The organism is Nocardioides sp. Bht2 (assembly GCF_047308515.1).
Taxonomy (GTDB): Bacteria; Actinomycetota; Actinomycetes; order Propionibacteriales; family Nocardioidaceae; genus Nocardioides.
In genome coordinates this window covers 50,123-74,530 of record NZ_JBLBWI010000020.1, presented here as the reverse complement: position 1 = coordinate 74,530, position 24,408 = coordinate 50,123, and the positions used below count along the sequence as shown (strand labels likewise).

General features: G+C 68.7%; 22 protein-coding genes. 12 read left to right on the top strand and 10 right to left on the bottom strand.

Going from position 1 to position 24,408, the window contains the following annotated elements; translation table 11 throughout:
• Positions 1-231: 231 nt before the first annotated feature.
• The 3 genes from ACLM5J_RS18870 (at position 232) to ACLM5J_RS18860 (ending at position 1,410) form a co-directional block, all read left to right on the top strand.
• On the top strand, positions 232-705 hold the full coding sequence (locus tag ACLM5J_RS18870) for a hypothetical protein (protein WP_413658206.1): 474 nt from the start codon (positions 232-234) through the stop codon (positions 703-705).
• A 277-nt stretch (positions 706-982) separates the two neighbouring features.
• Positions 983-1,237 (top strand): hypothetical protein, encoded by a 255-nt coding sequence (locus tag ACLM5J_RS18865; RefSeq protein WP_413658204.1) that lies wholly within the window; start codon positions 983-985, stop codon positions 1,235-1,237.
• Positions 1,237-1,410, top strand: a complete 174-nt coding sequence (locus ACLM5J_RS18860; RefSeq protein ID WP_413658202.1) for a hypothetical protein — start codon at positions 1,237-1,239, stop codon at positions 1,408-1,410. The genes ACLM5J_RS18865 and ACLM5J_RS18860 overlap by 1 nt, the downstream gene beginning before the upstream one ends.
• 46 nt (positions 1,411-1,456) lie before the next feature.
• On the opposite strand, the gene ACLM5J_RS18855 is transcribed toward ACLM5J_RS18860, so the two are convergent.
• The 7 genes from ACLM5J_RS18855 to ACLM5J_RS18825 all read right to left on the bottom strand — a co-directional run bounded on the left by ACLM5J_RS18855 (position 1,457) and on the right by ACLM5J_RS18825 (position 7,644).
• Positions 1,457-2,047 (bottom strand): zeta toxin family protein, encoded by a 591-nt coding sequence (locus ACLM5J_RS18855; RefSeq protein ID WP_413658200.1) that lies wholly within the window; start codon positions 2,045-2,047, stop codon positions 1,457-1,459.
• Entirely contained in the window at positions 2,044-2,409 is a 366-nt protein-coding gene (locus tag ACLM5J_RS18850; RefSeq protein WP_413658198.1) for a TA system antitoxin ParD family protein, read from the bottom strand. Before ACLM5J_RS18850 ends, ACLM5J_RS18855 begins: the two co-directional genes overlap by 4 nt.
• A 73-nt stretch (positions 2,410-2,482) precedes the next feature.
• Positions 2,483-2,851 carry a hypothetical protein gene (locus ACLM5J_RS18845; protein WP_413658196.1) on the bottom strand — a complete coding sequence of 123 codons (369 nt, stop codon included), beginning with the start codon at positions 2,849-2,851 and terminating at the stop codon, positions 2,483-2,485.
• Positions 2,848-3,339, bottom strand: coding sequence for a GNAT family N-acetyltransferase (locus tag ACLM5J_RS18840; protein ID WP_413658194.1), 492 nt, complete (start codon positions 3,337-3,339; stop codon positions 2,848-2,850). The genes ACLM5J_RS18845 and ACLM5J_RS18840 overlap by 4 nt, the downstream gene beginning before the upstream one ends.
• A 26-nt stretch (positions 3,340-3,365) precedes the next feature.
• Positions 3,366-4,193 (bottom strand): alpha/beta fold hydrolase, encoded by an 828-nt coding sequence (locus ACLM5J_RS18835; RefSeq protein WP_413658192.1) that lies wholly within the window; start codon positions 4,191-4,193, stop codon positions 3,366-3,368.
• A 7-nt stretch (positions 4,194-4,200) separates the two neighbouring features.
• Positions 4,201-4,548 (bottom strand): VOC family protein, encoded by a 348-nt coding sequence (locus ACLM5J_RS18830; protein ID WP_413658191.1) that lies wholly within the window; start codon positions 4,546-4,548, stop codon positions 4,201-4,203.
• A gap of 156 nt (positions 4,549-4,704) precedes the next feature.
• The gene (locus tag ACLM5J_RS18825) at positions 4,705-7,644 is read right to left on the bottom strand and encodes a crotonase/enoyl-CoA hydratase family protein (RefSeq protein ID WP_413658189.1); all 2,940 of its coding nucleotides are present in this window, start codon (positions 7,642-7,644) and stop codon (positions 4,705-4,707) included.
• A 69-nt stretch (positions 7,645-7,713) separates the two neighbouring features.
• Here ACLM5J_RS18825 and ACLM5J_RS18820 point away from each other — a divergent pair, with 69 nt between their 5' ends.
• The 3 genes from ACLM5J_RS18820 to ACLM5J_RS18810 all read left to right on the top strand — a co-directional run bounded on the left by ACLM5J_RS18820 (position 7,714) and on the right by ACLM5J_RS18810 (position 9,461).
• Positions 7,714-8,349 (top strand): TetR/AcrR family transcriptional regulator, encoded by a 636-nt coding sequence (locus ACLM5J_RS18820; RefSeq protein WP_413658187.1) that lies wholly within the window; start codon positions 7,714-7,716, stop codon positions 8,347-8,349.
• 163 nt (positions 8,350-8,512) lie between these two features.
• Entirely contained in the window at positions 8,513-8,644 is a 132-nt protein-coding gene (locus tag ACLM5J_RS18815) for a hypothetical protein (protein ID WP_413658185.1), read from the top strand.
• 67 nt (positions 8,645-8,711) lie between these two features.
• Positions 8,712-9,461, top strand: a complete 750-nt coding sequence (locus ACLM5J_RS18810) for a peptidylprolyl isomerase (protein WP_413658183.1) — start codon at positions 8,712-8,714, stop codon at positions 9,459-9,461.
• On the opposite strand, the gene ACLM5J_RS18805 is transcribed toward ACLM5J_RS18810, so the two are convergent.
• Positions 9,454-10,326, bottom strand: a complete 873-nt coding sequence (locus tag ACLM5J_RS18805; RefSeq protein ID WP_413658181.1) for an SDR family NAD(P)-dependent oxidoreductase — start codon at positions 10,324-10,326, stop codon at positions 9,454-9,456. The two genes, ACLM5J_RS18810 and ACLM5J_RS18805, sit on opposite strands and share 8 nt — an antisense overlap.
• 44 nt (positions 10,327-10,370) lie before the next feature.
• Between ACLM5J_RS18805 and pepN the strand changes: the two genes are divergently transcribed.
• The 5 genes from pepN (at position 10,371) to ACLM5J_RS18780 (ending at position 19,575) form a co-directional block, all read left to right on the top strand.
• On the top strand, positions 10,371-12,830 hold the full coding sequence (gene pepN / locus ACLM5J_RS18800; RefSeq protein ID WP_413658179.1) for an aminopeptidase N: 2,460 nt from the start codon (positions 10,371-10,373) through the stop codon (positions 12,828-12,830).
• An 81-nt stretch (positions 12,831-12,911) separates the two neighbouring features.
• Positions 12,912-14,087 carry an exonuclease SbcCD subunit D gene (locus tag ACLM5J_RS18795; protein ID WP_413658177.1) on the top strand — a complete coding sequence of 392 codons (1,176 nt, stop codon included), beginning with the start codon at positions 12,912-12,914 and terminating at the stop codon, positions 14,085-14,087.
• Positions 14,087-17,101, top strand: a complete 3,015-nt coding sequence (locus tag ACLM5J_RS18790; RefSeq protein ID WP_413658175.1) for an AAA family ATPase — start codon at positions 14,087-14,089, stop codon at positions 17,099-17,101. Before ACLM5J_RS18795 ends, ACLM5J_RS18790 begins: the two co-directional genes overlap by 1 nt.
• A gap of 18 nt (positions 17,102-17,119) precedes the next feature.
• Positions 17,120-18,631 carry a cation:proton antiporter gene (locus ACLM5J_RS18785; RefSeq protein WP_413658173.1) on the top strand — a complete coding sequence of 504 codons (1,512 nt, stop codon included), beginning with the start codon at positions 17,120-17,122 and terminating at the stop codon, positions 18,629-18,631.
• Positions 18,632-18,684: 53 nt separating this feature from the next.
• Positions 18,685-19,575 carry an alpha/beta fold hydrolase gene (locus tag ACLM5J_RS18780; RefSeq protein WP_413658171.1) on the top strand — a complete coding sequence of 297 codons (891 nt, stop codon included), beginning with the start codon at positions 18,685-18,687 and terminating at the stop codon, positions 19,573-19,575.
• Here ACLM5J_RS18780 and ACLM5J_RS18775 read toward each other — a convergent pair.
• On the bottom strand, positions 19,565-20,959 hold the full coding sequence (locus ACLM5J_RS18775; RefSeq protein WP_413658169.1) for a WS/DGAT/MGAT family O-acyltransferase: 1,395 nt from the start codon (positions 20,957-20,959) through the stop codon (positions 19,565-19,567). The two genes, ACLM5J_RS18780 and ACLM5J_RS18775, sit on opposite strands and share 11 nt — an antisense overlap.
• A 73-nt stretch (positions 20,960-21,032) precedes the next feature.
• Between ACLM5J_RS18775 and ACLM5J_RS18770 the strand changes: the two genes are divergently transcribed.
• Positions 21,033-22,256: an alpha/beta hydrolase fold domain-containing protein gene (locus ACLM5J_RS18770; protein WP_413658167.1), complete on the top strand. Its 1,224-nt coding sequence runs from the start codon at positions 21,033-21,035 to the stop codon at positions 22,254-22,256.
• 6 nt (positions 22,257-22,262) lie between these two features.
• Here the strand turns inward: ACLM5J_RS18770 and ACLM5J_RS18765 are convergent, their stop codons facing one another.
• The gene (locus tag ACLM5J_RS18765; protein WP_413658165.1) at positions 22,263-24,380 is read right to left on the bottom strand and encodes an acyl-CoA dehydrogenase family protein; all 2,118 of its coding nucleotides are present in this window, start codon (positions 24,378-24,380) and stop codon (positions 22,263-22,265) included.
• Positions 24,381-24,408 lie beyond the last annotated feature (28 nt).

The window sequence follows — 24,408 nt, the reverse complement described above, 5'->3', positions numbered from 1 at the left end:
GCTTGTGAGGTGGAATCCCCACAGGTCAGGTGTCAACCAAACTCGGGGCAGACCCAGGAAACCTCGTGCTGACGCGCGTTCATCCTGACTTCGCCCGTGCTGCCCGCGCTGCCACCCTCGACTCTCCGACGAATGCCCTGACCGACGCTTGATGACCGCCTGGTCGCCCAGTTCGGCGCCATCCTGTTGTCGACGAGCCGACCCTATGAATTCAAAAGAAGGTGATCAGGCATGGAACGAACACTGATCGCACCGAGTCCCGAAACGGTAGGAACAAGGCCGTTCTTCGCATTTCTTGGAATGCCGGTCCTCCTTGCATTGGCGATGTCGCCGGTAATAGTCCTTGCTATCATCGAAGGCGATGAATTGTTGGCCGCTGGCTTAATCGCCCTTTGGCCCTTATCTGGGATCTGGCAGTACCATAAGTGGAGGTCCTTGGCTCGTCGTCAATTGTGGATCGACGATGCTGGACTCCATATAGCGATTCCCGGTCAACCAAAGATCAGCTATCGCAAGGACGAGATCCTGAGCGTTCGCGTGATCGGCTACTACGGGTGGCGTGACCAGTGGCGCTACGGAACCTGGCAGGATTTTCCCCGACTCTCGATACACGGGCGAACTCACGGTCCCTTTCTCCTGTGGCGCGACGAGGTCGCCGACGCACAGCGTGCAATTCACAACTGGTGGAAGAGCAGCGACGTCTGACGGCGCGGCCGATCCACCGCATGAACAGGACGCTTCGCAACAAGGTCTGTCGTTCCTACATGTGGCTGTCTATGCCCACGAGGGCTGATACCCAGTGGCTTCGCCGATAACTGACATTATGTCAAGTTATCGTCGCAGACGGGGTGCTGAACCCTCCCGGCGCCATGAAACGCACACCGGGCGACCGCAGATTCTGGGTCGCCTTCTGTACCCACTCAGGCACTCCCTAGGGCAAGACATTCAAGCTGGCCGTCCCGAACTGTGGTGGAATCTGCGGGTGCTTGAGGTTGAGGATCGAACGTCCGCGGTGCGGCCGATGCCGGCGACCGTTGTCGCGGCCGCTGTGATCACGTGGATCGTCGCATCGGGAACGGCTGCAGCGACTGCGCTTCTCGCGATTGTCTTCGTCGTTCTCTGTGCGCCGCTCTGGGAAGTCTTCGGCTCTGGCTATGACAATCCTCGCTGGTGGATCGTCGGAGCTACGGGCATCGTCGTGCTGCTCGCGGCCTCGCTGACCTTGCGGCCCTGCTGATGATCCGGGGCCACGCGTTCGCACGGTGGGCATTGGGCATCCTGTCGCTGGGCGCTGCCGTGCTGAGCCTCTTCGCTGCCTACTACGTCCTTCCGCTGGCTATCACTGCCGCCAGCATCGCCGTGATCGTTCTGCTCCTTCTCCCGGTGTCTCGCCAACCGACTCGCGCCTAGTTGACATAACTGGCTATCGGCCAGCTGGTGCCGCCAATCCGGGAGATCAAGGGCCCATCAGCCGAAGGGTCTCAGGTGCCCAGATCGGCCAGACCGGCTCCCCCACGATCTGTCCATAGCGGTACCGGGCGATCCGCCGGAAGGGTTCATCCAGACTCGAATTGTCGTAGACGACACCAGAGTCGGCGCTACGAAGGGCCTGTGCAACCAAGGGGAACAGGCGACGGTACCTGTCGCGGATCTTCTGCTCAGGGACCTGATGTCCCCCAGCTCGCACGCGATCAGCGACACGCGCGACCGCGAGCTCCTCGGGAACAACGATGACGTGCAAAGTGACTGCGTACCCCAAGACCTGGGCGTGCTGCACCACCGACACCTTGCTGGGGTGGCTGAAGACGGTTTCCGTCACGAACGACGTGCCGCGACGGAGCAAGAACTCTCTTCGCTTCGCAGCGAGGCGGGAAACCTCGAGCGCTCCCAGGGCCTGAGCCTCACGATCGTCCGGCCAGATCTCCTCGGCGATCAGGTCTGCGTTCACGAACGGGAGGTGGGTGGTGGGGAGCAACACGTGTTCGGCAAAGGTCGACTTCCCCGAACCGTTGGAGCCGGCCAGCAGATGCAGAACGGGCGATGTCACTCGACCGCGTTCGGGATCTGGCGCACCGTGCCGTCGGCATCGGCGACCGCATGATCAGTACGGCCCTGAGCGGCGAATGCTGCCCGAAGATCCAGCGAGTCGATCCGGTCGTCCATCTCCTCACGCCAGGCGGTACGTACTGCCACCTGGTCGCGCTCCCCCAGCTCGTCATAGCCGAGCTGGCCAGCAAGAACCCGCTCGACGTCGCGGGTGGAGATTGTTCCCGACGCCTCAAGCTCCTGCCCGAGGCGCGCCCAGTGAGCTAGCTGCTGTGCCGCGCTGCGATGTGCCTGGCCCCCCGCTACTTTGGCAGCCTCGAAGAGGCCAGCGTCGAATCGCGTCGGCATCGTGGGTGACGACATCAGCAGACCTCCCGATCGAATACTCAGCCAGTGTAGCAAGTTGCTACATGTGCGGACGGCTCGTAGCTTTTCATCATCTCTGTGCAGCTCTGCTGCTGTTGACGGCGACATACACGCCGACCGCAACAAGGACTCCAGCCACGGCGACGAACGGCCACGGGCTCCACAGGTCGGTACAGGTGAGGGTGGTTCCCTCGGTGGTGCAGACCGTGCCCGGGCCTTGGTGGTTGAGCCAGGCGAGATAGCCGGGACCGATAGCGGCGCCGACCAGGACCATCGGCCAACCGGTCGCACGTAACGTCGGAACCCGGAGCCCGATCAGGGCCATCACCAGGCCGAGGCCGAGAAGCGGCCCGCCGATGGTGAGGATGCCGACCGTTCCTACCCCGGCGAGCGCACCGACGATCCCCCACCACACGTGGGCCCCGGCGCTGGTTCTCACTCCCCCAGCCAGTCACTTCGCAGGATCGAGTAGAGGAAGCCATCACGGAACTCTCCGTCGCGCCACTGTGCGCCGCGGATGGTGCCGTCCTGGGTGAAACCCACTTTCTCCAACGCTCGCTGCTCTGCCACGTTGCCGACGTCGGTGTGCGCCTCGACCCGGTTGACCGTGGTGTGCCGGAAGAAGAGGTCGACCAGGGTGCTCTGCGCCTGGGTGCCGAGGCCGCGCCCGCGCGCCGTCGGCACCAGCCAGATGCCGATCATCGGATTGCGCGACTGCTCGTTCGGCCCCCAACGCTGCCACACCCAACTGACGTTGCCGACCAGCTCGCCGCCTGGAGCCAGCACCCCGAAGCCGCCGTTCTCATTGAGGTTCGGCGGCAGCACCGTGGTCCGGGCAGGGCGCGGCCCGAAGTAGTCGAAGCCCGCGTTGTCGCCGGTCAATACGGGCAGATCCTCAACGGTCAGTTCACGCAGCAACGCAGTCATGCCCTCAAGTTACGCCTCAGCGGACCTCAGGTCAGGTGCAGCGCCTCGCGGATCGCCGGCCATGCCAGGGCCCCGAGGCGCTGAGGCGCGCCCTCGTCGCCGCCCACCTGATAGCCCCGACGGAGGTCGGGCGGCGTCTCGCCGGGCAGAACCACCGGGTGTCCCGCGGCGGCGTCGATGACGACATGTGTGGCCAGTCCGGCCTCGGCACGCGACGCTGCGATCCGGCGCGCCGCCTGGGCGCCGGGCCACACCTGGTCGTCCTCCCCCGCCACCAGGACCAGCGTGCCGCGGAACGTCTCTGCCGGGATCCGAGCCGCCTCGACGGCGTCCGCCCCCGCCGACGCCCGGCTCTGGAGATAGAGGGGCGCGAACGCGGGCCGATCCAACGCCGGCACCCACTCCCGGTCGAGCGGGACGAACGGGACCCCCTCCCCTCGCCAGGTCCACTTGCTCAGCCGTGGGTCGTCGTCATGCTGGTGCTGGCCCTCCCAGGCGACGTCGGTCGGCGCCAGCGCCACCACGGTGCTGACCCGCGAATCGCGTACCGCTGTCAGCAGTGCCGCCTCAGCGCCGTACGACAGACCGAGGATCGCCAACCGTTCGCAGTCGGCAGCCAACAGGTCCAGTGCGGCGACGAAGAGCTCCAACTCGATCTCACACGGCACCGGCGGCTGGCCTTCGCCCCCGAACCAACGCAGTGCCAACGCCGTCGCCCCGGCAGCAGCCAGGGCGTCGGCTCGACCGACGTCCAACCGGCCGCTTGAACCGGCCAGCACCAGGACGCCGGTCCCGCGTGCGCTCCCCGTGGGCTCTGCGCGGTACAGGTTCGACGCTGCGATCGAGGCCGGCACGACTGGCTCAGCTGTGGGCACTGCGGAAGACACCGAGACGGTTGCCGCTCGGATCGGTGAACTCGAACCGCTGGCCACCGGGATAGTCGATCAGCTCATGGGCAGCCCCGCCGGCCGCCTCGATCGCCGAACGGGCGGCCGCCAGATCCTCGGCTTCCAGCAGGACCAGTGGGCCGCCCGGCGCGACCGCCGCTCCTGCCGCCAAGCCCCCGACCTCGCTGCTTCCGTCGGGCGACTGGATCCCGGCATATCCCGGTCCATAGTCGTTGAACTTCCAACCGAAGGCAGCGGTATAGAAGCGCTTCGCCTCGGCGAGGTCGGTCACGGTCAGTTCCACGTAGCTGATCGAGATCATGGGGTGAGCCTAGCCCTCAAAATTCGGGATCTCGGTAGCCAAATCAGTGCGGGCCTCGCCAACGTGCCGTCACCGGAGCATGATGAAAGACGCGCTAGCGGGTGATCCCGGTACCCCCGTACCCGGGATCACCTGCTGGTCCTGGTCGGCTACCGATCAGCGTCCCTTCCAGACCGGTGCGCGGCCCTCGGCGAACGCCACGACGCCTTCGGCGGCGTCCTCGGAGAAGAGCGCCGCTCCCGCCATCTCGGACTGCAGGGCGAACCCCTCGTCAGCAGACCAATCAGGCGCGGCCTCGATGATGCGTTTGCTGATCGCCAACGAGAGCGGGGCATTCGCCATCACCTCGTCGGCCAGCGCGATGGCCGCTTCCAGCACCGTGCCGGGCGCTGCCAGGCGGTTCACCAGTCCCAGCTCCGCCATCCGCTCCGCGGGCATCGGATTCCCGGTCAGCGCCAACTCCATCGCCACGTTGCGCGGAAGACGTTGGGCCATCCGCATCACTCCGCCGGCTGCCGCGACCAGTCCCCGCTTGGCCTCGGGCAGACCGAACTGCGACTCGGTGGACGCGACCACCAGGTCCGCCACCAGGGCCAGCTCGCAACCACCAGCCAGGGCATGTCCCTCGACGGCGGCGATCAGCGGCTTGCTGATCGGTGCCGAGGTGATCCCCAGTGGGCCGCGACGCTCGGTCAGCGGGAACTGTCCAGCCGCAGCCGCCTTGAGATCCATCCCCGCCGAGAAGGTGCCACCGGCGCCCGTCAGGATCGCGACGCGGGCCTCGTCGTCGGCCTCGTAGGAGTCGATGATCCGCTCCAACAACTGTGCGGTCGGGTGGTCGATGGCGTTACGCCGATGCGGACGGTTCAGGGTGATCACCCAGAGCGGGCCACGTCGATCCAGCAACACCGGCATCGCGGGTGCCGGCGGCACCTCGTGAGCGGTGTCGTCGACGATTGCGAACTCCGCCACGTCGGTGACCTTCAGTGCCCAGCCCAACGGGTCGTCGTCGACGAAGCGCGCAACGACGTCGTCAACGGTGGAACGCAGCAGAACCCGATCACCGCTGGGCTGGATTCCGCTGACGATGACCGCCTGCGGGGCGCCGTCGCGACCGTACTGAACCGTGTACGCCTCGACGACGGCGTCGCCGGCGACGTCAGTCAGCGCCCGCCGCGACGCCACGGGCTCCGGGAGCGGGGCCAACGACCGGTACGGCCGGCTCGGCGGCGTCGTGGAGTAGATCCCGATCGCATGCTTGGTGAGGTACCACCCCAACGAGGTGGAGAGCCCGACCTCACCGGGGTTGGCGCGGAGCCGATCGACCAGAGTCGCGACGGCGTGCCCGCCGTAGTTGTTCCCCGGACCGCCGCCGAAGGTGAGCCCGCCGGTCAACGAGAGCGGACGATCGGCATCGTCGAGGGGCAGGCCGAGTTCGCGAGCCGCGATCTGAACGGCGACCGGGAAACAGGAGTAGAGATCGACGTGGCGCACCTCGTCGATGGTGACGCCGGCCTGGGTCAGTGCGGCCTTGCCGATGGCGTTGATCGCAGGCGAGGCCGCGAGGTCGCCACGTTCACTGACGAACCACTCGTCGTGCGCGGCAGCACCTGCGTGCAGGAAGACCCACTTCTCCTGAGCGATCCCCATCGCCTGGGCGGTCGCAACGTTGGTGACGATGATCCCGCTCGCCTGGTCCACCTGGAGGTTCGCGCAGAGCAACTTCGAGTAGGGGCTGGAGATCATCCGGTTGTCAGCGTCACTGGTGGCGAGCCGCTCGGCGGAGAACCCCTCCGGTTGCCAGGCATGGGGATTCTCCGCCGCGACCTGGGAGAAGCGCGACCAGAGTCCGGTGATCGCCTCCTGGTGAGCCGTTCTGGTCCGGCCCAGCCGGGCGCGCAGCGCCGTCTCCAACAGCCCGTACACGTAGATCGGGGCCATCAGTCCGGCCCGGCTCTCGGCCTCGTTGTTGGCCTCCTTCTCGCTGCCGAGCACGCGGGTCGGTCGGACGGCGCTCGACTGCTCCTCCCAGGAGAGCGCAGTGCCCTGCTTCTGTGCCGCGGCGAACGAGTTGCCGGCCTCCGCACCGCAGACCACGATCACGTCGGCGGTGCCGTCGGCGATCGCCTGTCCGGCCGCGTTGATCAGCAACTGGCCGGAGTCGCCTCCGAACCGCGCCGACTGAACGGTCTCCTTCGGCTGTGCGCCGATCCGGGTGGCGACGGACGCAGCAAGATCCTGGTAGGTCCACGAAGTACTGGCCACCGCGAAGATGCCATCTGCGGCCGTGAGCAACCCGGGCGCGCCCGCGTCGGTCGCTGCTCGCCGGACGGCCTCCGCCGCGAGGTCGGCGGGTTCGCGGGAGAGATCGGGAGTCGCCTGGGTGACCTGTCCGACGCCGACGATGATCGGCGTCTGCGGCGCCAGTTTCCGGCCGGTCGCTTCGTGGAGCACGGGACCATGGCTAGGCGCCGCGGCCCCCTCGACGCCGTTATCGGCAAGTGCGACCAGGGCAGCCAATGACCGTTCCATCTCGTCGCGCACAGTGCGGGCGATGGTGCCGCCCATCGGTCCGCGCAACGGATCGCCGCCCATTCCGGCGTCGATCCAGACGACGGAGCCGTCTCGGTCGGCGATGACAGAGAACCAGAGCCCCATGGTGAGCCCCATGGGTCCGGTTCCGGTGAGGCCGATCTGGTCCTCGGACGCCGTCACCACCCGCCAGCGGATCTCGGCAGGCACACCCATGATCTTCACCTGCTCGGCGACCTCCGCGCCGGCGACGGCGACAGCGGGTGGCTGACCGCGCCAGCCTGCGTGGATCGTCATCCACTGCGGCAGGAGGCTCAGATCCCCGACCAACCCCCGCACCGCGGACGCCGATCGCTCGCTCCGCGCGGAGACCGTCACCTGACGCTGGTAACTGCTCAAGCCCTCCGGGGTGGGACGTTCGGTCCCCGGGGCCGCCGGTTCGGTGAAGGAGTCGGCGTCATCGCGGCGGACCACGTTCTTGGCGAGGTCGACGAGGGCGCCGGGGTTGCTCGCAGCCCAGCGGGCCGTCCCGACGACAGAGTCAAGGGTCTTACGGAGGTCCATCGAACGCCTTTCGAGTGCCCTGCGGGGAGTTACCGTACGAGCGTACTGGAAATTCGGTAGGCTGGGCAGGTGTCCACGCAACCGGTTCGCCGCACCCAGGCCGAGCGCCGCTCCGGCACCCGGACGAAGCTCCTGGCGGCGGCGGTCGACTCGCTCCTGGAGAGCGGCTACGCGGCGACGAGCGTCACCGAGATCCAGCGACGCTCCGGAGCGGGCCGCGGCACGGTGCAACACCACTTCCCCACCAAGGCCGATCTGATGGTGGCGGCCACCGCGCACGTCGTCGAAGCGCGTCTCGCCAGCACCCGTCTGGCTGCCCTCGCCCTGCCCGAGGATGCCGACCGCCTGGAAGCCTTGGTGGACCTGGTCTGGCTGGACCTGGGGAGTCCGGCGTTCCTGGCCGCGCTCGAACTCTGGGTCGCCGCGCGCACCGACGCGGATCTCAAGGCAGCGCTCCTCCCCCACGAGCGCCGGCTGATGACCGCGACGGCGACGCTCTTCGTCGACGTACTCGGTCCTGGCTACGACGACCCGCGTACCCCGACGCTGGTCGAGTTCACCATCGACGTGCTGACCGGGTTGACCATGACCACCCTGCTCACCGGAACGCCGTCCGACGGACAACGACAGGTCGTCCTCGACCGGTGGAAGCGCGCGTTGCGGGTGCTCTTCGGTCAAGCGCCGCCCGAATCACTTGTGGACTGATTCGCCACTCCCCCGCTGGCCCGGAATCGCTGAAATCGGGCCGGTTTCCTCCACCGCGCCCCCTGAAAAAGGCGGCCCATCCTCCCGACGCGCCGAGAAAATGCGCCGAAAATGAGGCACTTCCTCCACTTCTGGGGTAAAGTGAACGAAAGGTTAACAAACCATGAACCCAGAGAGGCAGGTGAGTGACGTGGAGATGCACTGGACCGTGGAGATTCAGCCCAACGGGGAGGAGCGCCTGGTCGCGCACTGGGTCCCCCTCGCTTCGGCAGCGAGCGCACCCGTGGCGGCTTGAGCCACAGAATTCACGAAGGGCCCCCGATCCGTCGGGGGCCCTTCGTCGTTCTCGCTACGATCCGACCATGCTTAAGCGATCGTTGGCCGCGCTAGCCGCCGTCACCCTGCTCTCACTCGCCGCCTGCTCGGACGACTCCGAAGACGCCAAGGACGCCGCCGGGAGCGACAGCTTCCAGGACTCCAACTCCGGGAGCGCGACCCCCGACGAGACCGCACCGTCCGACGACGGCGAGGGCACCACGGAAGGCTCCGCTGCAGGAGCCTGCGACTACGTGGTCGACGGAACCGCCGCACGTCCCGTCGAGCCGCCGCCCGCAACGCCGGTCTCGACCTCCAAGGTGAAGGCAACGATCGCCACCACCGTCGGGGACATCCCGATCGTGCTGGACGCCGCGTCGGCGCCCTGCACCGTCAACTCCTTCATCTCGTTGACCAAGCAGGGCTTCTACACCGACACCCCGTGCCCGCGGCTCGCCTCCGGCACCGGGTTCACGCTGCTCCAGTGCGGCGACCCCACCGGCACCGGTAGCGGTGGCCCGGGCTACTCCTACGCCGATGAACTCACCGGTGACGAGACCTACCCGGCGGGCACCCTGGCCATGGCCAACGCCGGCGCCGACACCAACGGCTCGCAGTTCTTCCTGGTCATCGACGACACCCAGCTCGCTCCGAACTACACGGTCTTCGGCTCGGTCGACGAGGCAGGGCTGAAGGTGCTCGCGAAGGTCGCTGCCGCTGGCGACGACGGCAGCCACCCGGCGGGCGGCGGAAAGCCGAACACCCCGGTCGACATCACCAAGATCACTCTCAGCTGATCCCCTCGGCGATCAAGGCTGCCGACCGCTCCCACAGCTGTTCGCCCAGGGAGCGGTCGGTGGCCTGTGCCGCCAGCCGAGCCGGCGCCGGGCGACCCAACAGTTCACCGGGGCCGTTCGGTCCGAGGTAGGTCCCGGACGGTAGATCGAGGAGTGCCGCGGCCAGGATCGAGCGGGCCCCCTTCGACGGCGGCATCCCGATGATCGCGTTCCCGATCGCCGCCAACCGGGTGAAGTGGGCGTTCCCGGTCCCCGACTGGATGCCCGTCGCGGTGTAGCCAGGGTGTCCGCCTAGCGACCGGACGCCACCGCCGGACACCATCAGCCGCCGTCCCAGTTCGACCATGAAGGAGAGCTGCGCCAGTTTCGACTGACTGTAGGCCTGGTACGGGTGGTACTCGCGTCGCTCCCAGGTCAGATCGTCGATCACCAGCTCGCCCGTCCGGTGCGACGCGGAGCCGACGGTGACCACGCGGTCGGTGACCTTCTTCAGCAGCAGCGTGGTCAACGCGAAGTGACCCAGGTGGTTGGTCGCGAACTGCATCTCGTGCCCGTCCGCGCTGCGGGAGAACGGCACGCCCATCACGCCCGCGTTGTTGATCAGTACCTCGCAGCCTGCGGAGGAGTCGGTGAAGCGACGGACCGAGGCGAGGTCGCTCAGGTCGAGCTCCGCGACGGCGACCGACCCTGTCGGCCGAGTCCGTCGGATCCGTTCGGCCGCCTCCGCACCCTTCGAAACGTTCCGGACCGCCATCACGACGTCGGCGCCCGAACTGGCCAACGCCCGGCTCAGCTCCAGGCCCAACCCACTGGTGGCGCCGGTGACGATGAAACGGCGTCCGGTCTGCAACGGCAAGAGATTCACGCCGCAGAGACTGCCAGATAGGCGGGAGGTTCTAGGGTGGATTCGTGGCTTCTACCGAGACCTCCCAGAAACTGCCGCTCCAGCTCAGCGAGTCGATTGCGCGTCGCGCACTTCTCGACGAGCTCGACTACGAGGTGCAGCTCGACCTGCTCGACGCCGAGGAGGAGTTCACCTCCCGCACCCGGATCAGGTTCCGGAGCAAGCGCGGGACGACGTTCCTCGACCTGACGCCGCGAGCGATCAACGCGATCACCCTGGACGGCGTCGCGGTGGACGTCGACCTGGTCCGCAACGGACGGCTGCCACTCGACCTCAGCGAGGGGTCGCACGAGTTGGTCGTCGAGGCAGTGATGGCGTTCCGCAACGACGGCGAAGGGCTCCACCTCTCCCGCGACCCCGCCGACGATCGGCGCTACGTCTACGGAATGTCCTTCATGGACGCCGCCCCCAGCATCTTCGCCTGCTTCGATCAGCCCGACCTCAAAGCGCCGTACACCTTCCAGGTTCGCGCGCCGAAGGAGTGGTCGGTGATCGGGAACGCGCCGGGGACCCAGGTGGAGCCGGGGGTCTGGCACTTCGAGAGGAGCCAACCGCTATCCACCTACTTCGTCACCCTGGTGGCCGGTCCGTGGCACCTCATCACGGACGAGCACGACGGCATCCCGCTCGCGCTGAGTGCCCGCCAGTCGATCGCCGAGCATCTCGAGCGGGACGCCGAGGAACTGCTTACCGTCACCAAGCAGTGTTTCGACGAGTTCCACCGGCTCTTCGGGATCCGTTATCCGTTCGGGAACTACCACCAGGCCTTCGTGCCGGAGTTCAACGCCGGGGCGATGGAGAACCCCGGCTGCGTCACCTTCCGCGATCCGCTGATCTTCACCAGCAAGGTCACCCGCGGGGAGCGGATCCAACGCGCCACCACAGTCGCCCACGAGATGGCGCACCAGTGGTTCGGCAACATCACCACCCCGCGCTGGTGGGACGACCTCTGGCTCAACGAGTCGTTCGCCGAGTACATGGGCAACCGGGTCACCGCCGACGTCACCGAGTTCGACGACGCCTGGACCCACAACTCCTGGTCGCGCCGTCAGTGGGGCCTGATCGCGGACCAGCGGCCCAGCACCCACCCGGTGGCCGGGAACGGCGCGGTCGACGCGCTGGCGGCGTTGCAGGACTTCGACGGCATCTCCTACGCCAAGGGCTCCAGCATCCTGCGCCAGCTCAACGCGCGGCTCGGCGACGAGACCTTCTTCGCCGGCGTCATCGATCACCTGACTCAGCACCGCTTCGGCAACGCCACGATGGCCGACCTCTTCGGTGCCTGGGAGCGTGCTGGCGCCGGCGAGCTGACCAGCTTCACCGAGGGCTGGCTCCGCACAGCGGGTCCGGACACTCTGCACCACGACGCTGCGCTGCGGGCGCTGGTCCGCCTGCCTGCCGACGTGGACCGGCCCCCGCATGACCACACCCTCAGTGTGGCCCTGCTCGACGGCGACACTTGGCGCCGCGAGAGTGTCGAGGTGACGTCGGCTGAGACTCCGGTCCCGGCCGCGGAGGCCGTCGTCGTGGATCCCGATGAGGAGACCTGGGCGTTGGCGCTCGCCGACCCGGCCTCGATCGACGTGCTGATCGGGCGCAACGGCGGACCGAACGAGCCCGCGATCCGGGCCGGCCTGTGGAACAACGTGCGCTCCGCTCTGCACAACGCGGAGGTCTCCCCCGCCCAGGCGATCGACCTGGCCGCGGTGACCTTGGTGGACGAGCAGGTAGAGGATGCCTTCCGTTCGTTGGTGCCCTGGCTGCTGCAGAAGGCGGTTCCACTCACTCGCGATCCGGCTGCTGCTCGCGCCCGCCTGCACGAGGCGTTCCGGATCCGCGCCGACAGTGCTGAGCCCGGATCAACCCTCCAGCTGGGTGCCATGCAGGGACTGATCTCGACGGCCAGCGATGTGGAGCTTCTCGACGGTTGGCGGCGTGAGATCGGCCTTCCCGACGGCGTCACGCTGGACCTGGCTTTGCGCTGGCGGATCATCGATCGGTTGGCCGTACTCGGTGCGGTCGATGAGACCGAGCTGGCGGCCGAGTTCCGGGTCGAGCCATCGACGCAGGCGGCGGTGGCCCTGGCCGGGGCGCACGCGGCCCTGCCGAATCCGGAGGCGAAGGCGTGGGCGTGGCTCCGGTTCACCGGCGCTGAGGAGGCGACCAACTACGAGCTCGCCGCCATCGGTGCGGGCCTCTGGGCGGGTACCGATCTCTCCCATGCAGCGCCCTACCAGGACCGCTACTTCGACGAGATCGCGGCGCTCCCCGCAGTCCATTCCGGCTGGGTTCTCGGCGAGGTGGCCGACGCCTTCTTCCCGATCGCCACCCTCTCGCCGGATGCGCTCACCCGCGCTGACGCTCTGATCGCGGAGCCGGGTCTGGACCTCACCGTGCGACGCCGCCTGGTGGACGCCGCCGACGAGCTGCGTCGGCGCCTGGCTGTGGTGGAGAAGTACAGCTGACCCACCTGTGAGATGGGCCCGGCACCGCCTGCTCGGCGTGGACTGCGCGGTTGTGTCGGACCCACCTCATAGATTGCCTACGTGCGTATCCTCCACACCTCCGACTGGCACCTGGGGCGTTCCTTCCACCGCGAAGGCATGCTGACCCACCAGGCTGCCTTCGTCGACCACGTGTTGGAGGTGGTCGCCGGCGAGCAGGTCGACCTGGTGGTCGTCTCGGGCGACATCTACGACCGTGCGCTTCCGCCGGTCGATGCCGTCCGGCTCGCCAATGAGGCCTTCACCCGGCTTTCCAAGACAGCGGCGAGGGTCGTGATCAGTAGTGGCAACCACGACTCCGCGCAACGGTTGGGCTTCGGCTCGGAGCTGATCGACGCAGCTGGGATCCATCTGCGCACCCGCGCCTCGCAGGTCGGCACGCCGGTTCTGCTCGGTGACGCCCACGGTCCGGTCGCGGTCCACGCGCTCCCCTACCTGGAGCCGGATCTGCTCCGCGAGCCGTGGGAGTTGTCCAGCCGCTCCCATGAGGTGGTCCTCGGCGAGGCGATGCGCCGGGTCAACGCCGACCTCGCCACCCGGAGCCCCGGCACGCGCTCGGTGGTACTGGCGCATGCCTTCGTGGCCGACGTCGCAGCCGCTCCCCCGGAGATCAGTGATTCCGAGCGCGACATCAGCGTCGGCGGGGTGAGCATCGCCCCCACCTCGCTCTTCGACGGGATCGACTACGTGGCGTTGGGCCATCTGCACGGCCGGGCCACCTTGAGCGACCGAATCCGGTACAGCGGTTCGCCCCTGGCCTACTCGTTCTCCGAGGCCCGGCACCGAAAGGGCTCCTGGTTGGTCGACCTCGATGCGGCCGGTGCGGTCAGAGCCGAGTTCATCGACGCTCCGGTGCCCCGCCGCCTCCACCAGCTCACCGGGGAGTTGGCGCAGCTGCTCGCCGACCCCACACTCGACGTCCACCGCGACGACTGGCTCGCGGTCACCTTGACCGACCCGGTCCGCCCGCACGGCGCGATGGAGCAGTTACGCGCCCGGTTCCCGCACACGTTGCAGCTCTCTTTCGCGCCCAGTGTCCCGGCCGGTCGGGAGCGGTTGCACCGACAGCCTGGCGCGGGCGTCAGCGACCACCAGATCGCCCTCGACTTCATCTCCGAGCTCCGTGGCGCTCCTGCAGACGGTCCCGAAGCGGCCTTGCTCCAGGCCGCTTGTGACGCCTGCACCCACGACCGCGATCTCGACCGCGAGGTCTCCTGATGAGGCTCCACGCGCTCCAGGTGACCGCCTTCGGCCCGTTCGCCGACAGTGTCGCCGTCGACTTCGACGAGTTGGCCAGCGACGGCCTCTTCCTGTTGAGCGGTCCCACCGGCTCGGGGAAGACCTCGATCCTCGATGCCGTCTGCTTCGCCCTCTACGGCGACGTCCCCGGTGACCGCGGGTCGGCCAAGCGCCTGCGGAGTGACCAGGCCGCCCCGGGGGTTGCCCCCGAGGTCGCCTTGGAGTTCACCGTTCGCGCGCGGAGGTTCCGGCTCGTCCGTTCGCCGCAGTGGACCCGCCCGAAGAAGCGCGGCACGGGCGTGACCACCGAGCAGGCCCACGTGGTCTGCTCCGAGCTGGTCGACGGCACCTGGACACCGCTCTCGAACCGGCTCGATGAGACCGGGCACCTGATCACCGGACTGCTCGGCATGAACATGGCTCAGTTCTGCCAGGTCGCGCTGCTCCCTCAGGGCCAGTTCCAGGGCTTCCTGCGGGCTCGTTCGGAGGAGCGTCATGCCCTCCTGCAGCGGCTCTTCGCCACCGATCGTTTCGAGCAGATCGAACGCTGGCTCCGCGACCACGCTCGCGCCCTCCGCCGCGAGGTCGGTGACAGCGAGGTCGCGCTCGGGCGGGCGATCAGTCGGGTCGAGGAGGCGGCCGGCACGGCGGCACCTGACGAGGTGAGCGAGACCGTGAGCTGGCTCGACGCCGAGGTGGGCCGCAGCCTTCAAGAAGCTCAGCGAGCGGCAACGATGCTGACCGACACCGCAGCCCGGCGGGCTGATGCGGATCTCGCGCTGATCCAAGCGCGGGAACTGGCACGACGTCAGCAGTTGGGCGCGGAGGCGGAGCGGACGCTCGCAGCGCTGGCGCAGGAGACAGCGGCGCACGAACGCCGGGTCGAGGTCCGCGAGGCGGCGCAGCGCGCGGCCGTGGTACTTCCTCTGGTCCGGGTCGCCACCGAGGCATCAGTGGCGCAGTCGCGTTACCAGGCTGCCGTGGACGCCGCGCTCACCGACGCTGTGCGGCTCCGCGACACGGCCTACGCCAGCGGCTACCTCCACGACGACGGCGGGCTGCCGTTCGACGACATCGACGCACTCGCGCTGCTCCTCGGGCCCGCCGAGGAACGGCTCCGTGAGGCCGACACCCTGGTCCCACTGGCCAGCGAGGTCGCCGCGATCAACCCGCAGATCACCGCATTGGGCCACGAGGTCGCCGAGCGGGACGCCGCCATCGAGCGGGTCCAGGCCGAAGCCGTCGAGGCACCCGAGGAGCGCAACCGGCTCGAGGCGGCGCTGCGTGAGTCCGTCGCCGAGAGCGATCGCGCCCAGCTCCTTGCCGGCGAGGTCGCCACCTTGCGCACGCGTCTCGCCGCGGCTGAACGCTTGGTCCTCCGCCGCGCCGACCTGACCCGTGCCGAGGCCGGCGAACGTGCCGCCACTGAGCGGCTCTTCGCAGTCAAGGAGGCATGGCTCTCGGCCCAGGAGTCCCGTCTGCACGGGATGGCTGCGGAGCTGGCGGCGGAGTTGGCGAGCGGGGACGCCTGCCCGGTCTGTGGGTCGGGCGACCACCCCGAGCCCGCGCAGACCAGTCCGAGCACCTCGACCGCCGATGAGGTGAAGGCCGCTCGGTCGCTGGTGGACGATGCGGAGTTGGCCCGCGCGACCGCTGAGAGTGAGCTCCGGAGTCTGAGCGCCGACGTGGCCCGCCTTACCGAGGCGGCCGGCGATGGCACGGTCGCTGAGCTTGCAGCCCTCCTCGCAGGGAAGGGCGAAGAGCTCGCCCGCGCGGAACAGGCCGCCGCTCGACTCCCCACGACCCAGCAGGCGCTCGATCGTCTGGCCGCCACGCAGGAGGCTCGGGAGCAGAAGCTGATCGAGCTCAGCAACCAGCGCACCGCGGCGGTGGCCACCTGTACCACCCTCGAGGCGCGACGCGACCACCTGCGTCAACAACTCGGCGCCCGTGCCGACGAGCCGCGACTACTGGCGACCCTGCGCGCCGAGCAGCGGCTCGGTTCCGAGCTGGTCACGGCGCTGAGCACCGCGATGCGGCATCGCGAACGCTTGGTGGAGGCGACCGCCTCCGTGCAGCGCGCCGAGGCAGAGCTACGCGCCACCGCTGCCGCGCAACGGTTCGCGAGCCCGCGTGAAGCGGCCGACGCTGCCCTCGACGCCGGGGCGGTGCGTGCGTTGGAGGCTGCGATCGCGGAGTACGAGGATCGCCGGCGCAGCGCCCAAGGCACGCTGGATCTGCCCGACGTGATCGCTGCGTTGGCAGCGCCCGCGCCGGACCTGACGCAGTTGGCGACTACCGCCGATGCTGCCCAGGTCGCTGAGGCCGAGGCGATCCGCTCCGACACCGGCGCCCGCCGCCGGAACGAACGGGTAGCGGCATTGGCGGTCGAGGTCCGGGCAACCTTCGATGCGCTTGCACCACGCCGTGAGGCAGCCCAGGTCGCCGCTGAGCTCGCCGCCATGGTGGAGGGCAAGTCCACCAACAACGCACTCCGCATGCGGCTTTCCGCCTATGTGCTGTCCTGGCGGCTTGCGCAGGTCGTCGACGCCGCCAACGAACGTCTCAGCCGGATGAGCGACAGCCGCTACTTGCTCGAACACAGCGAACAGCGCGGGGCCCACGAATCCCGTGGCGGTCTGAGCCTGGTCGTCCGTGACGGCTGGTCCGGCGAGGCACGCGACCCGGCGACGCTCAGCGGTGGCGAAACCTTCGTCGTCTCCTTGGCCCTCGCCCTCGGGCTGGCCGACGTTGTTGCCGGTGAGGCCGGCGGTACCGAACTCGACACTCTCTTCGTCGACGAGGGCTTCGGCAGCCTCGACGCCGAGACGTTGGACGACGTGATGGACACCCTGGACGCGCTACGGGAAGGGGGCCGGGTGGTCGGCGTCGTCAGCCACGTCGATCAGATGCGGAGCCGGATCCCCCGACAGTTGCGACTCACCAAGGGGCGCACCGGTTCTACCGTTGAAGTGAGCTACCTCACCGCCTGATCTGAAAGAATCAGGGCTGTGCCTCACGCTGCCGACCTCCTCGTCGCGCTCGGCAGCGCGCTCCTGATCTGCGGACTGCTGGCCCGGATCGGTGGGCGCTACGGGGTGCCGACGATCCCGCTCTACATGGTGGCGGGCCTCGTCTTCGGCCCCTTCACACCGGGTCTGGTCCTGGTTCCTGAGCCCCACGACCTGGACCTGGTGGCCAAGCTCGGCCTGGTCTTCCTGCTCTTCTACCTGGGGCTGGAGTTCACTCTGGACAAGCTCACCTCGGGTGGGCGCAAGCTGCTGAGCGCGGCGACGATCTACCTGGTCCTCAACGTCGGCGGCGGGCTCGTCTACGGCTTCGCCCTCGGCTGGGGCGTTGCCGACGCCTTCGTCATCGCTGGGATCGTCGGGATCTCCTCGACGGCGATTGTGACCAAGGTGATTGTGGAGAACCGTCGGCTCTCCAACCCGGAGACCAAGGTCATCTTGGGTATCGCTGTCCTCGAGGACATCTTCCTGGCCTTCTACCTGGCTCTGCTCCAGCCGGTCCTCGGCGGTGCCGGCAACGCCCAGGAGGCGCTGGTCGGGATCGCCGGGGCCTTCACCTTCCTGATCGCGCTCTTCGCCATCGCCCGCTACGGCACCCGGTTGGTCTCCCGACTGATCTCGGTGCCGGACGAGGAGATCGTGGTGGTGGTCTTCGTCGGGCTCGCCATCGCGATGGCCGGACTCGCGGAGCTGTTGGGCGTCTCCGATGCGATCGGCGCCTTCATGGTCGGTCTGATCCTCGGGGCTACGACGCGGGCCGGCCGGCTCCGGCAGTTGACCCATCCTCTGCGCGACGCCTTCGGCGCCGTCTTCTTCTTCCACTTCGGTCTGAGCATCCACCCCGACGACGTGGTCAGCGTCGCCCCGCAGGTGGCCAGCGCGGTGGTGATGACGGTGCTGCTGGCCACCATCGCCGGTGTGATCGCGGCACGGCTCCACGGTTTCGGTCGCGTCGAGGCGGCCGCGATCGGTTTCACCGTGCTGACCCGCGGCGAGTTCTCTCTGATCCTGGCGGCGTTGGCGACGGGCGCAGGGCTCGACCCTCGGATCGGTGCATTGGCCGCGGGCTACGTCCTGATCCTCGCGGTGATCGGGCCGCTGGCAGCCGGCCAGCTTCGCTTCAGCTCGCGCTTGATCCCGGCCCGTCTGGTCGGTCCCGCCGCGGAGCGTCCGCCGCCCCCATCGCTCGACCTCAAGGTCGGTACCTCGAGTCTCTACCAGCTGGGTGCGGAGCTGCTCCAGGTCCACGTCACCCCCGGTTCTCTCCTGCACGGGGTCCATATCGCCGAGCTGCGGCTCCCGCCCGGAACCACCCCAGCCCTCCTGGTTCGCGACGGTGAGACCAGCCCGCTCCAGGCGACCAGCCAGCTACGTACCGGTGACGTCTTCTTAATCTTCACCCGCCCGGAGCTCCAGGAGGAGGCGGAACGGCGACTCCGCGCCGTCCACCGGGCGGGCCGATTGGCTGCCTGGCAAGGCGAAACGGGCCGCTGACGCCAAGAAATCTGTAACCTGTTCTAGTAAGTTCAATAGCTGGAGGAGGACGCGTGGGAGCGCCGCTTGGATTCGCCCGTCGGTTGATGGAACTGCCGCCGGAACCGGTGCCGGACGGCACCATGCTGGAGCTCCCCGGCCGCGGCGGTGCCACCTTTGTCAGCGACAACCCGGGCCCCACCCCGGACGCGCCCGTCGTCGTCCTGCTGCACGCACTGGCCACCACCGGGCTGCTGACCTGGTACCCCACGATCAGCACCTTGACCAAGCGGTACCGGGTGATCACGCTCGACCAGCGATCGCACGGACGCGGCATCACCCAAGGCACCTTCAGCCTCTACGACTGTGCCGACGACGTCGCCGCACTTCTCGACGCCAAAGGCCTGGAGAAGGCCATCATCGGCGGCTACTCGATGGGCTCGATCGTCGCGCAGCGCGTCTGGCGCCAACACCGCGAGCGGGTCAGCGGCCTGGTCCTGGCGGCGAGCACGGACCGGTTCATGTCAACCACCACCGAGAAGCTCTTCCACCAGGCGACCGGTGCCGCGATGTTCGGCTTCCGCAAGCCGATCACGGCCCGGATCGCCGACTTCGGGGCCCGCCGAACCGCAGCCGGACTGGGCGGCGAGGCGGACCTCTACGAGTGGGCGCTCGAAGAGATGCGGCGCACCTCACCGCTTGCGGTGGGCCAGGCCGTGGCAGCCCTCGGTCGCCACCACTCCCGTCCGTGGGTGTCGCGGATCGACGTCCCGACCGCCGTCGTGGTGCCGACCAAGGATCGGGTGATCCCACCGGAGCGCCAGTTCGCACTCGCTGCCCGGATTCCTGGTGCCACCGTGCACGAGGTGCACGCCGGCCATGCTGCGGTCGTGCTCCAGGCCGAGGAGTTCGTCCCCGTCATGGCGCACGCCCTCAACACCGTGCAGGCGCGGATCAAGAGCTGAGCGCCAGCTCCTTCAGCTCGGCGAGTGCCGCGGGGAAGTGCTGGACGAACTCGTAGACGTCCGGCATCGACTCGCGGCACGCCATCACGCCGACGTTGATGTCACCGGCGTGCGACATCACGGTGACGTTGACGCCGGCGCCGTGGAAGACCGGGCCGAGCGGGTAGAGCGCGTCGATCCGGGCGCCGTTGAAGTAGAGCGGGACCGGCGGACCGGGCACGTTCGAGATCACCAGGTTGTGAACGACCGGGTGCCGCTCGGCCAGCCGCAGGCCGGCGTAGGCCCGGACCGCGAGCCCGAACGTCCGCGGTGCGGCGAACTCGGCCCAGTCCTGGAGCGCGTCCGCGCTGATCGCCTGGTGGTGCTCCTTGGCCTTCCGGTTGGCCTCCGACATCATCTGGAGCCGCTCGATCGGGTCCTCGATGTCGGTGCCCAGGCGGGCGAAGAGCGCGGAGACCTTGTTGGCGCCGCCGTCCCGGGCCGACTTCTCGCGCACGGAGACGGGAACGGTCGCCATCAGGCTGGTCTCGGGTAGTTCGCCACGCTCGGAGAGGTAGCGGCGCAGCGCTCCCCCGGCGACGGTCAGCACGACGTCGTTGACGGTGGTCCCGGTGGCGGTCTTGATCGCCTTGACGTCGATCAGCGACATGTCTGCGAAGGCGACGCTGCGGTGTCCGGTGATGGTGCCGTTGAACGAGGTCCGCGGAGCCGTGAACGGCGCGGCCATCGCTTCGCCACGCCGGGCCCGCTCCACCGTCCGGGTGACGAGCTGGCCGGTCGGGGCGAGCAGCTTGGCTGCCTGCCACGGCTTCGTCAGCGTGGAGACGACGGCGCGGCCGACCAGTTCGAGGTCGCGGGGGTGACGCGACGGCGTCCGCGGCTCGGCCACCACCAGCGGCGCGGCGTCCGCCTCGAGGCTGCACAGGTGCGAGATCAGGTTGGAGCCCGAGACGCCGTCGACGGTGGCGTGGTGCATCTTGGAGAAGACCACGATCTGGCCATCGAGGTAGCCCTCGATGACCACCATTTCCCACAGCGGACGGTTGCGGTCCATCGGAAGTCCGGCCAGGTGGCCGGCCAGTTCGACCAGCTCGTCGTAGCCACCCGGCGCCGGCAGTGCCATCCGGTGGACGTGACGGTCGATGTCGAAGTGGTCGTCGTCGACCCAGACCGGATGGTCGAGGCGGAGCGGCACCTTGCGCAGCTTCCGGGTGAAGTGGCCGACATTGCCGACCCGCTCATTGATCTGTGCCTTCATCGCCTCGAAGGAGTAGCCCCCGGGCATGGTCTCGGGATCGAGCACCAGAAGAGCGCAGACGTGCATCAACTGCTCGGGAGTCTCCAGGTAGAGGAAACTGGCGTCGAGACCACTTAGGCGTTCCATGGCCGGGAGCATAACGGACACCTAGAACATGTTCTACTTTTCTGGCTGAGGAAAAATGACTAGCATCCGACTCGTGGGTTACTTGCGACGTCAACTGATCACTGCCGCCCTGACCGCCAACGCTCTGCGACCGGCACGCGGCGTCCGATCCGGGATTCCCTCGTTCGCCGCGGGCTGGCTGACCACCGAGCTGGCTCCGCACCTGCTCAGCGTCACCGCAGCCGACACCGCGATCAACACGGCACGGGGGCGTGGCAGCCGCCTCGGCTACCTGCTCGCCGGCGCCAGCGCTCTCGGGCTCAGTGCACTGATCCGCGAGAGTGGCCGTTCCCGAGCCCTGGTCAGCTCGGCGCTGGACACGGATCTGGGCGCGGACTACGTGACCGCACTCGACGCTGCGCCCACCCCGGCGGAGCTGGCAACCCCGTGGCGGAGCCTGGTCAACCCCTTCCGGATGCGCCAGCCCGGCGTCCGGGTGATCCGCGGAATCAGTTACGGACCCGCGGGACGCCGCAACGAGCTCGACCTCTACCTACCGGCAGAGTCGAACCGCACCGACGCCCCGGTGCTGCTCCAGATCCACGGCGGCGCCTGGACGATCGGCAACAAGGAACAGCAGGGTGTCCCGCTGATGCAGCACCTGGCTGCCAAGGGTTGGGTCTGCGTCGCGATCAACTATCGATTGGCGCCACGCGATCGGTTCCCCGCCCAGATCATCGACGTCAAGCAGGCGATCGCCTGGATCCGGGAGAACATCAGTGAGTACGGCGGCGACCCGAACTACCTTGCGCTGACCGGCGGCTCGGCGGGTGGCCACCTGACCGCACTGGCCGCGCTGACGCCGAACGACCCCGCCTATCAACCCGGGTTCGAGGAGGCCGAGACCGGCGTCCAGGTCGCGGTCCCCCACTACGGCGTCTACGACATGGCCGGGGCCACGGGCCTGCGGTCGGCGATCGCGATGCGCGACGGCTTCCTCGGCAAGCGGGTCTTCGCCAAGAGCTGGGCGCAGGATCCGGAGGCGTACGAAGCCGCCTCCCCGATCCTGCGGATCACCCCGGACGCGCCGGACTTCTTCGTCATCCACGGGACCAACGACACGTTGGTCTCCGTCGAACAGGCCCGACTCTTCGTGGAACGGCTACGGGAGGTGTCGAAGCGCACGGTGGTCTTCGCCGAGCTCCCCGGCACCCAGCACGCCTTCGACATCTTCCCCTCGATCCGCAGCGCCCACGTGGTGCGCGCGATCGACCGCTACCTGCACTGGCACTGGAACACCTGGCGCAGGCAGCGGTAACCACCGCTAGCGGGGCAGACCGAGGATCCGTTCGCCCGCCACGTTGCGGAGCACCTGGGTGGTACCACCGGCGATCGAGAGGCACCGCGTCAGCAGCGCCTCGTGGAGTGCGGACTCCGTCTCCGGGCCGCCCACCAGGACCGAGCCACCGAGCAGCTGAACCACCAGGTCGGACGCCTCCTGCCGACTGCGCACACCGAGCAGCTTGGAGACGCTCGACTCCGACCCCGGGCCCTGACCTGCCAGCGAACGCAGCACGGTGCGGACGCCGAGCAGCGAGCAGACCGTGGCCAGCGCGACGGCGTGACCCACCTTGACCCGCTCGGTCAGCGACGCCGTGCTGAGCAGACCGACCGCCTGCTCGGTGCTGGCACCCAGACGGTGTCCGGCCATCGCCACCCGCTCGTTGGCCAACGTGGTGCGGGCCAGCTTCCAGCCGCCGTCGACCTCGCCGACGACCATCTCGTCCGGGACGAAGACCTTGTCCAGGAAGACCTCGTTGAAGAGCGCGTCGCCGGTCATCTCGCGGAGCGGCCGGATGTCGAGCCCGGCACTGGTCATGTCGACCAGGAAGTAGGTGATCCCCTTGTGCTGCGGGGCTTCCGGGTTGGTCCGGGCCAGGCAGATGCCCCAGTGGGCGTCCTGAGCCAGTGAGGTCCAGACCTTCTGGCCGGTCAGCTCCCAGCCGCCGTCGACATTCACCGCGCGGGTGCGCAGCGAGGCGAGGTCGGAGCCCGCCTCCGGCTCGGAGAAGAGCTGGCACCAGATCAGGTCGCCGAGCAGGCTCGGACGGACGAACTTCTCACGCTGCGCGTCGTTTCCGTGCGCGATGATGGTCGGCACCGCCCAACCCGCGATCTTCAGGTCGGGACGGGCAACACCGGCAGCCGAGAGCTCCTGGTCGATGACCAGCTGCTCGACCGCCGAGGCACCGCGACCCCAGGGCGCCGGCCAGTGCGGGGTGAGCAGACCGGAGCGGACCAACGCTTCACGCTGGGCAGCGCCATCGAGTGCGGCGACCTCGGCCACCTCGGCGGCGATGGCCGGGCGGACCGCGGTGTCGGCACCGTCGAAGTCGACGGCGACCTGGCGACGGACGCCGGCCTGGGCCTGTTCGGCAAGGGAGACGGCGGCAGCGTCGGCGTCACCGATCAGGGCGCGCAGCGCCATCGCCCGACGCAGCCGGAGGTGAGCCTCGTGCTCGAAGGTGAAGCCGATCCCGCCGAGGATCTGGATGCAGTCGTGGGCGACCGAGACGGCCGCGTCGAAGACGGTGGCCGCGACGGCGTCGGTGCTGAACGCCCACTGCTCCGCCTCTCCCCCTGCGACCGCGGCGGCGTCCCAGGCGAGTGCGGTGATCGTCTCGACCCGTTCCAGCATCTCGGCGCAGAGGTGCTTGATCGCCTGGAACGAGCCGATCTTGCGACCGAACTGCTCGCGGACGCCGGCGTAGTCGACCGCGGTCTCCAAGCACCAACGGGCGATCCCGCTGGCCTCAGCCGCGGCCATCGTGATCGTCATCCGGCGAACCGTGGCGCTCTCCAGGTCGGCGACCAACTCGACGTCACCCTCGGCGACGGCGTCGAGGCGTGCGGAGCCGAAGCGCCGGGTCAGATCCGGACCGGCGTGCGCCGTCGCCGCGACCTGGGCGGCGGGAACGAGGTACCACGCGTCGGCGGTGGTGCCGAGCAGGAAGTGGGTCGCGCCCGGCACGTCCGAGACCAGCGCGACGGCGCCGCTCAGCGTGCCAGCCGAGAGCTGCAGGGTGGGTTCGGCGCCGATCGCGACCCGGGCCTCGCCCTCGGCGAGCTGGTCCGCGATCGAGGTGGAGCCGAGCAGGTTCGCGGCCACCTGGGCACCCAGCAGACCGCCCGGGACCAGTGCGTGCGCAAGCGCCTCCAGGGCGACCGCACTGTCGAGCGCGGTGCCGTCGCCGCCACCGACCTTCTCCGGCAGCGCGATCCCGTGCAGGCCCATCTCGGCGGCGGCCGCGTAGGCCTCGTCGAATGCGGCATCCGCTGCACCCTCGACGCCACGGGCGTCCTCGGTGGGGTTCAGGCTGGCGCCCCATTTACGCAGGCTTGCAGCAAGTTCGACGTGCTCTTCAGAGATGCCGATCGACACCGTGGACTCCTCACCGGACAGGCAGATA

Coding starts and splice junctions, on each gene's coding strand:
- ACLM5J_RS18870 (WP_413658206.1), top strand. CDS start 232: ATGGAACGAACACTGATCGCACCGAGTCCCGAAACGGTAGGAACAAGG.
- ACLM5J_RS18860 (WP_413658202.1), top strand. CDS start 1,237: ATGATCCGGGGCCACGCGTTCGCACGGTGGGCATTGGGCATCCTGTCG.
- ACLM5J_RS18850 (WP_413658198.1), bottom strand. CDS start 2,409: ATGTCGTCACCCACGATGCCGACGCGATTCGACGCTGGCCTCTTCGAG.
- ACLM5J_RS18840 (WP_413658194.1), bottom strand. CDS start 3,339: ATGACTGCGTTGCTGCGTGAACTGACCGTTGAGGATCTGCCCGTATTG.
- ACLM5J_RS18830 (WP_413658191.1), bottom strand. CDS start 4,548: ATGATCTCGATCAGCTACGTGGAACTGACCGTGACCGACCTCGCCGAG.
- ACLM5J_RS18825 (WP_413658189.1), bottom strand. CDS start 7,644: ATGGACCTCCGTAAGACCCTTGACTCTGTCGTCGGGACGGCCCGCTGG.
- ACLM5J_RS18815 (WP_413658185.1), top strand. CDS start 8,513: ATGAACCCAGAGAGGCAGGTGAGTGACGTGGAGATGCACTGGACCGTG.
- ACLM5J_RS18810 (WP_413658183.1), top strand. CDS start 8,712: ATGCTTAAGCGATCGTTGGCCGCGCTAGCCGCCGTCACCCTGCTCTCA.
- ACLM5J_RS18790 (WP_413658175.1), top strand. CDS start 14,087: ATGAGGCTCCACGCGCTCCAGGTGACCGCCTTCGGCCCGTTCGCCGAC.
- ACLM5J_RS18775 (WP_413658169.1), bottom strand. CDS start 20,959: ATGGAACGCCTAAGTGGTCTCGACGCCAGTTTCCTCTACCTGGAGACT.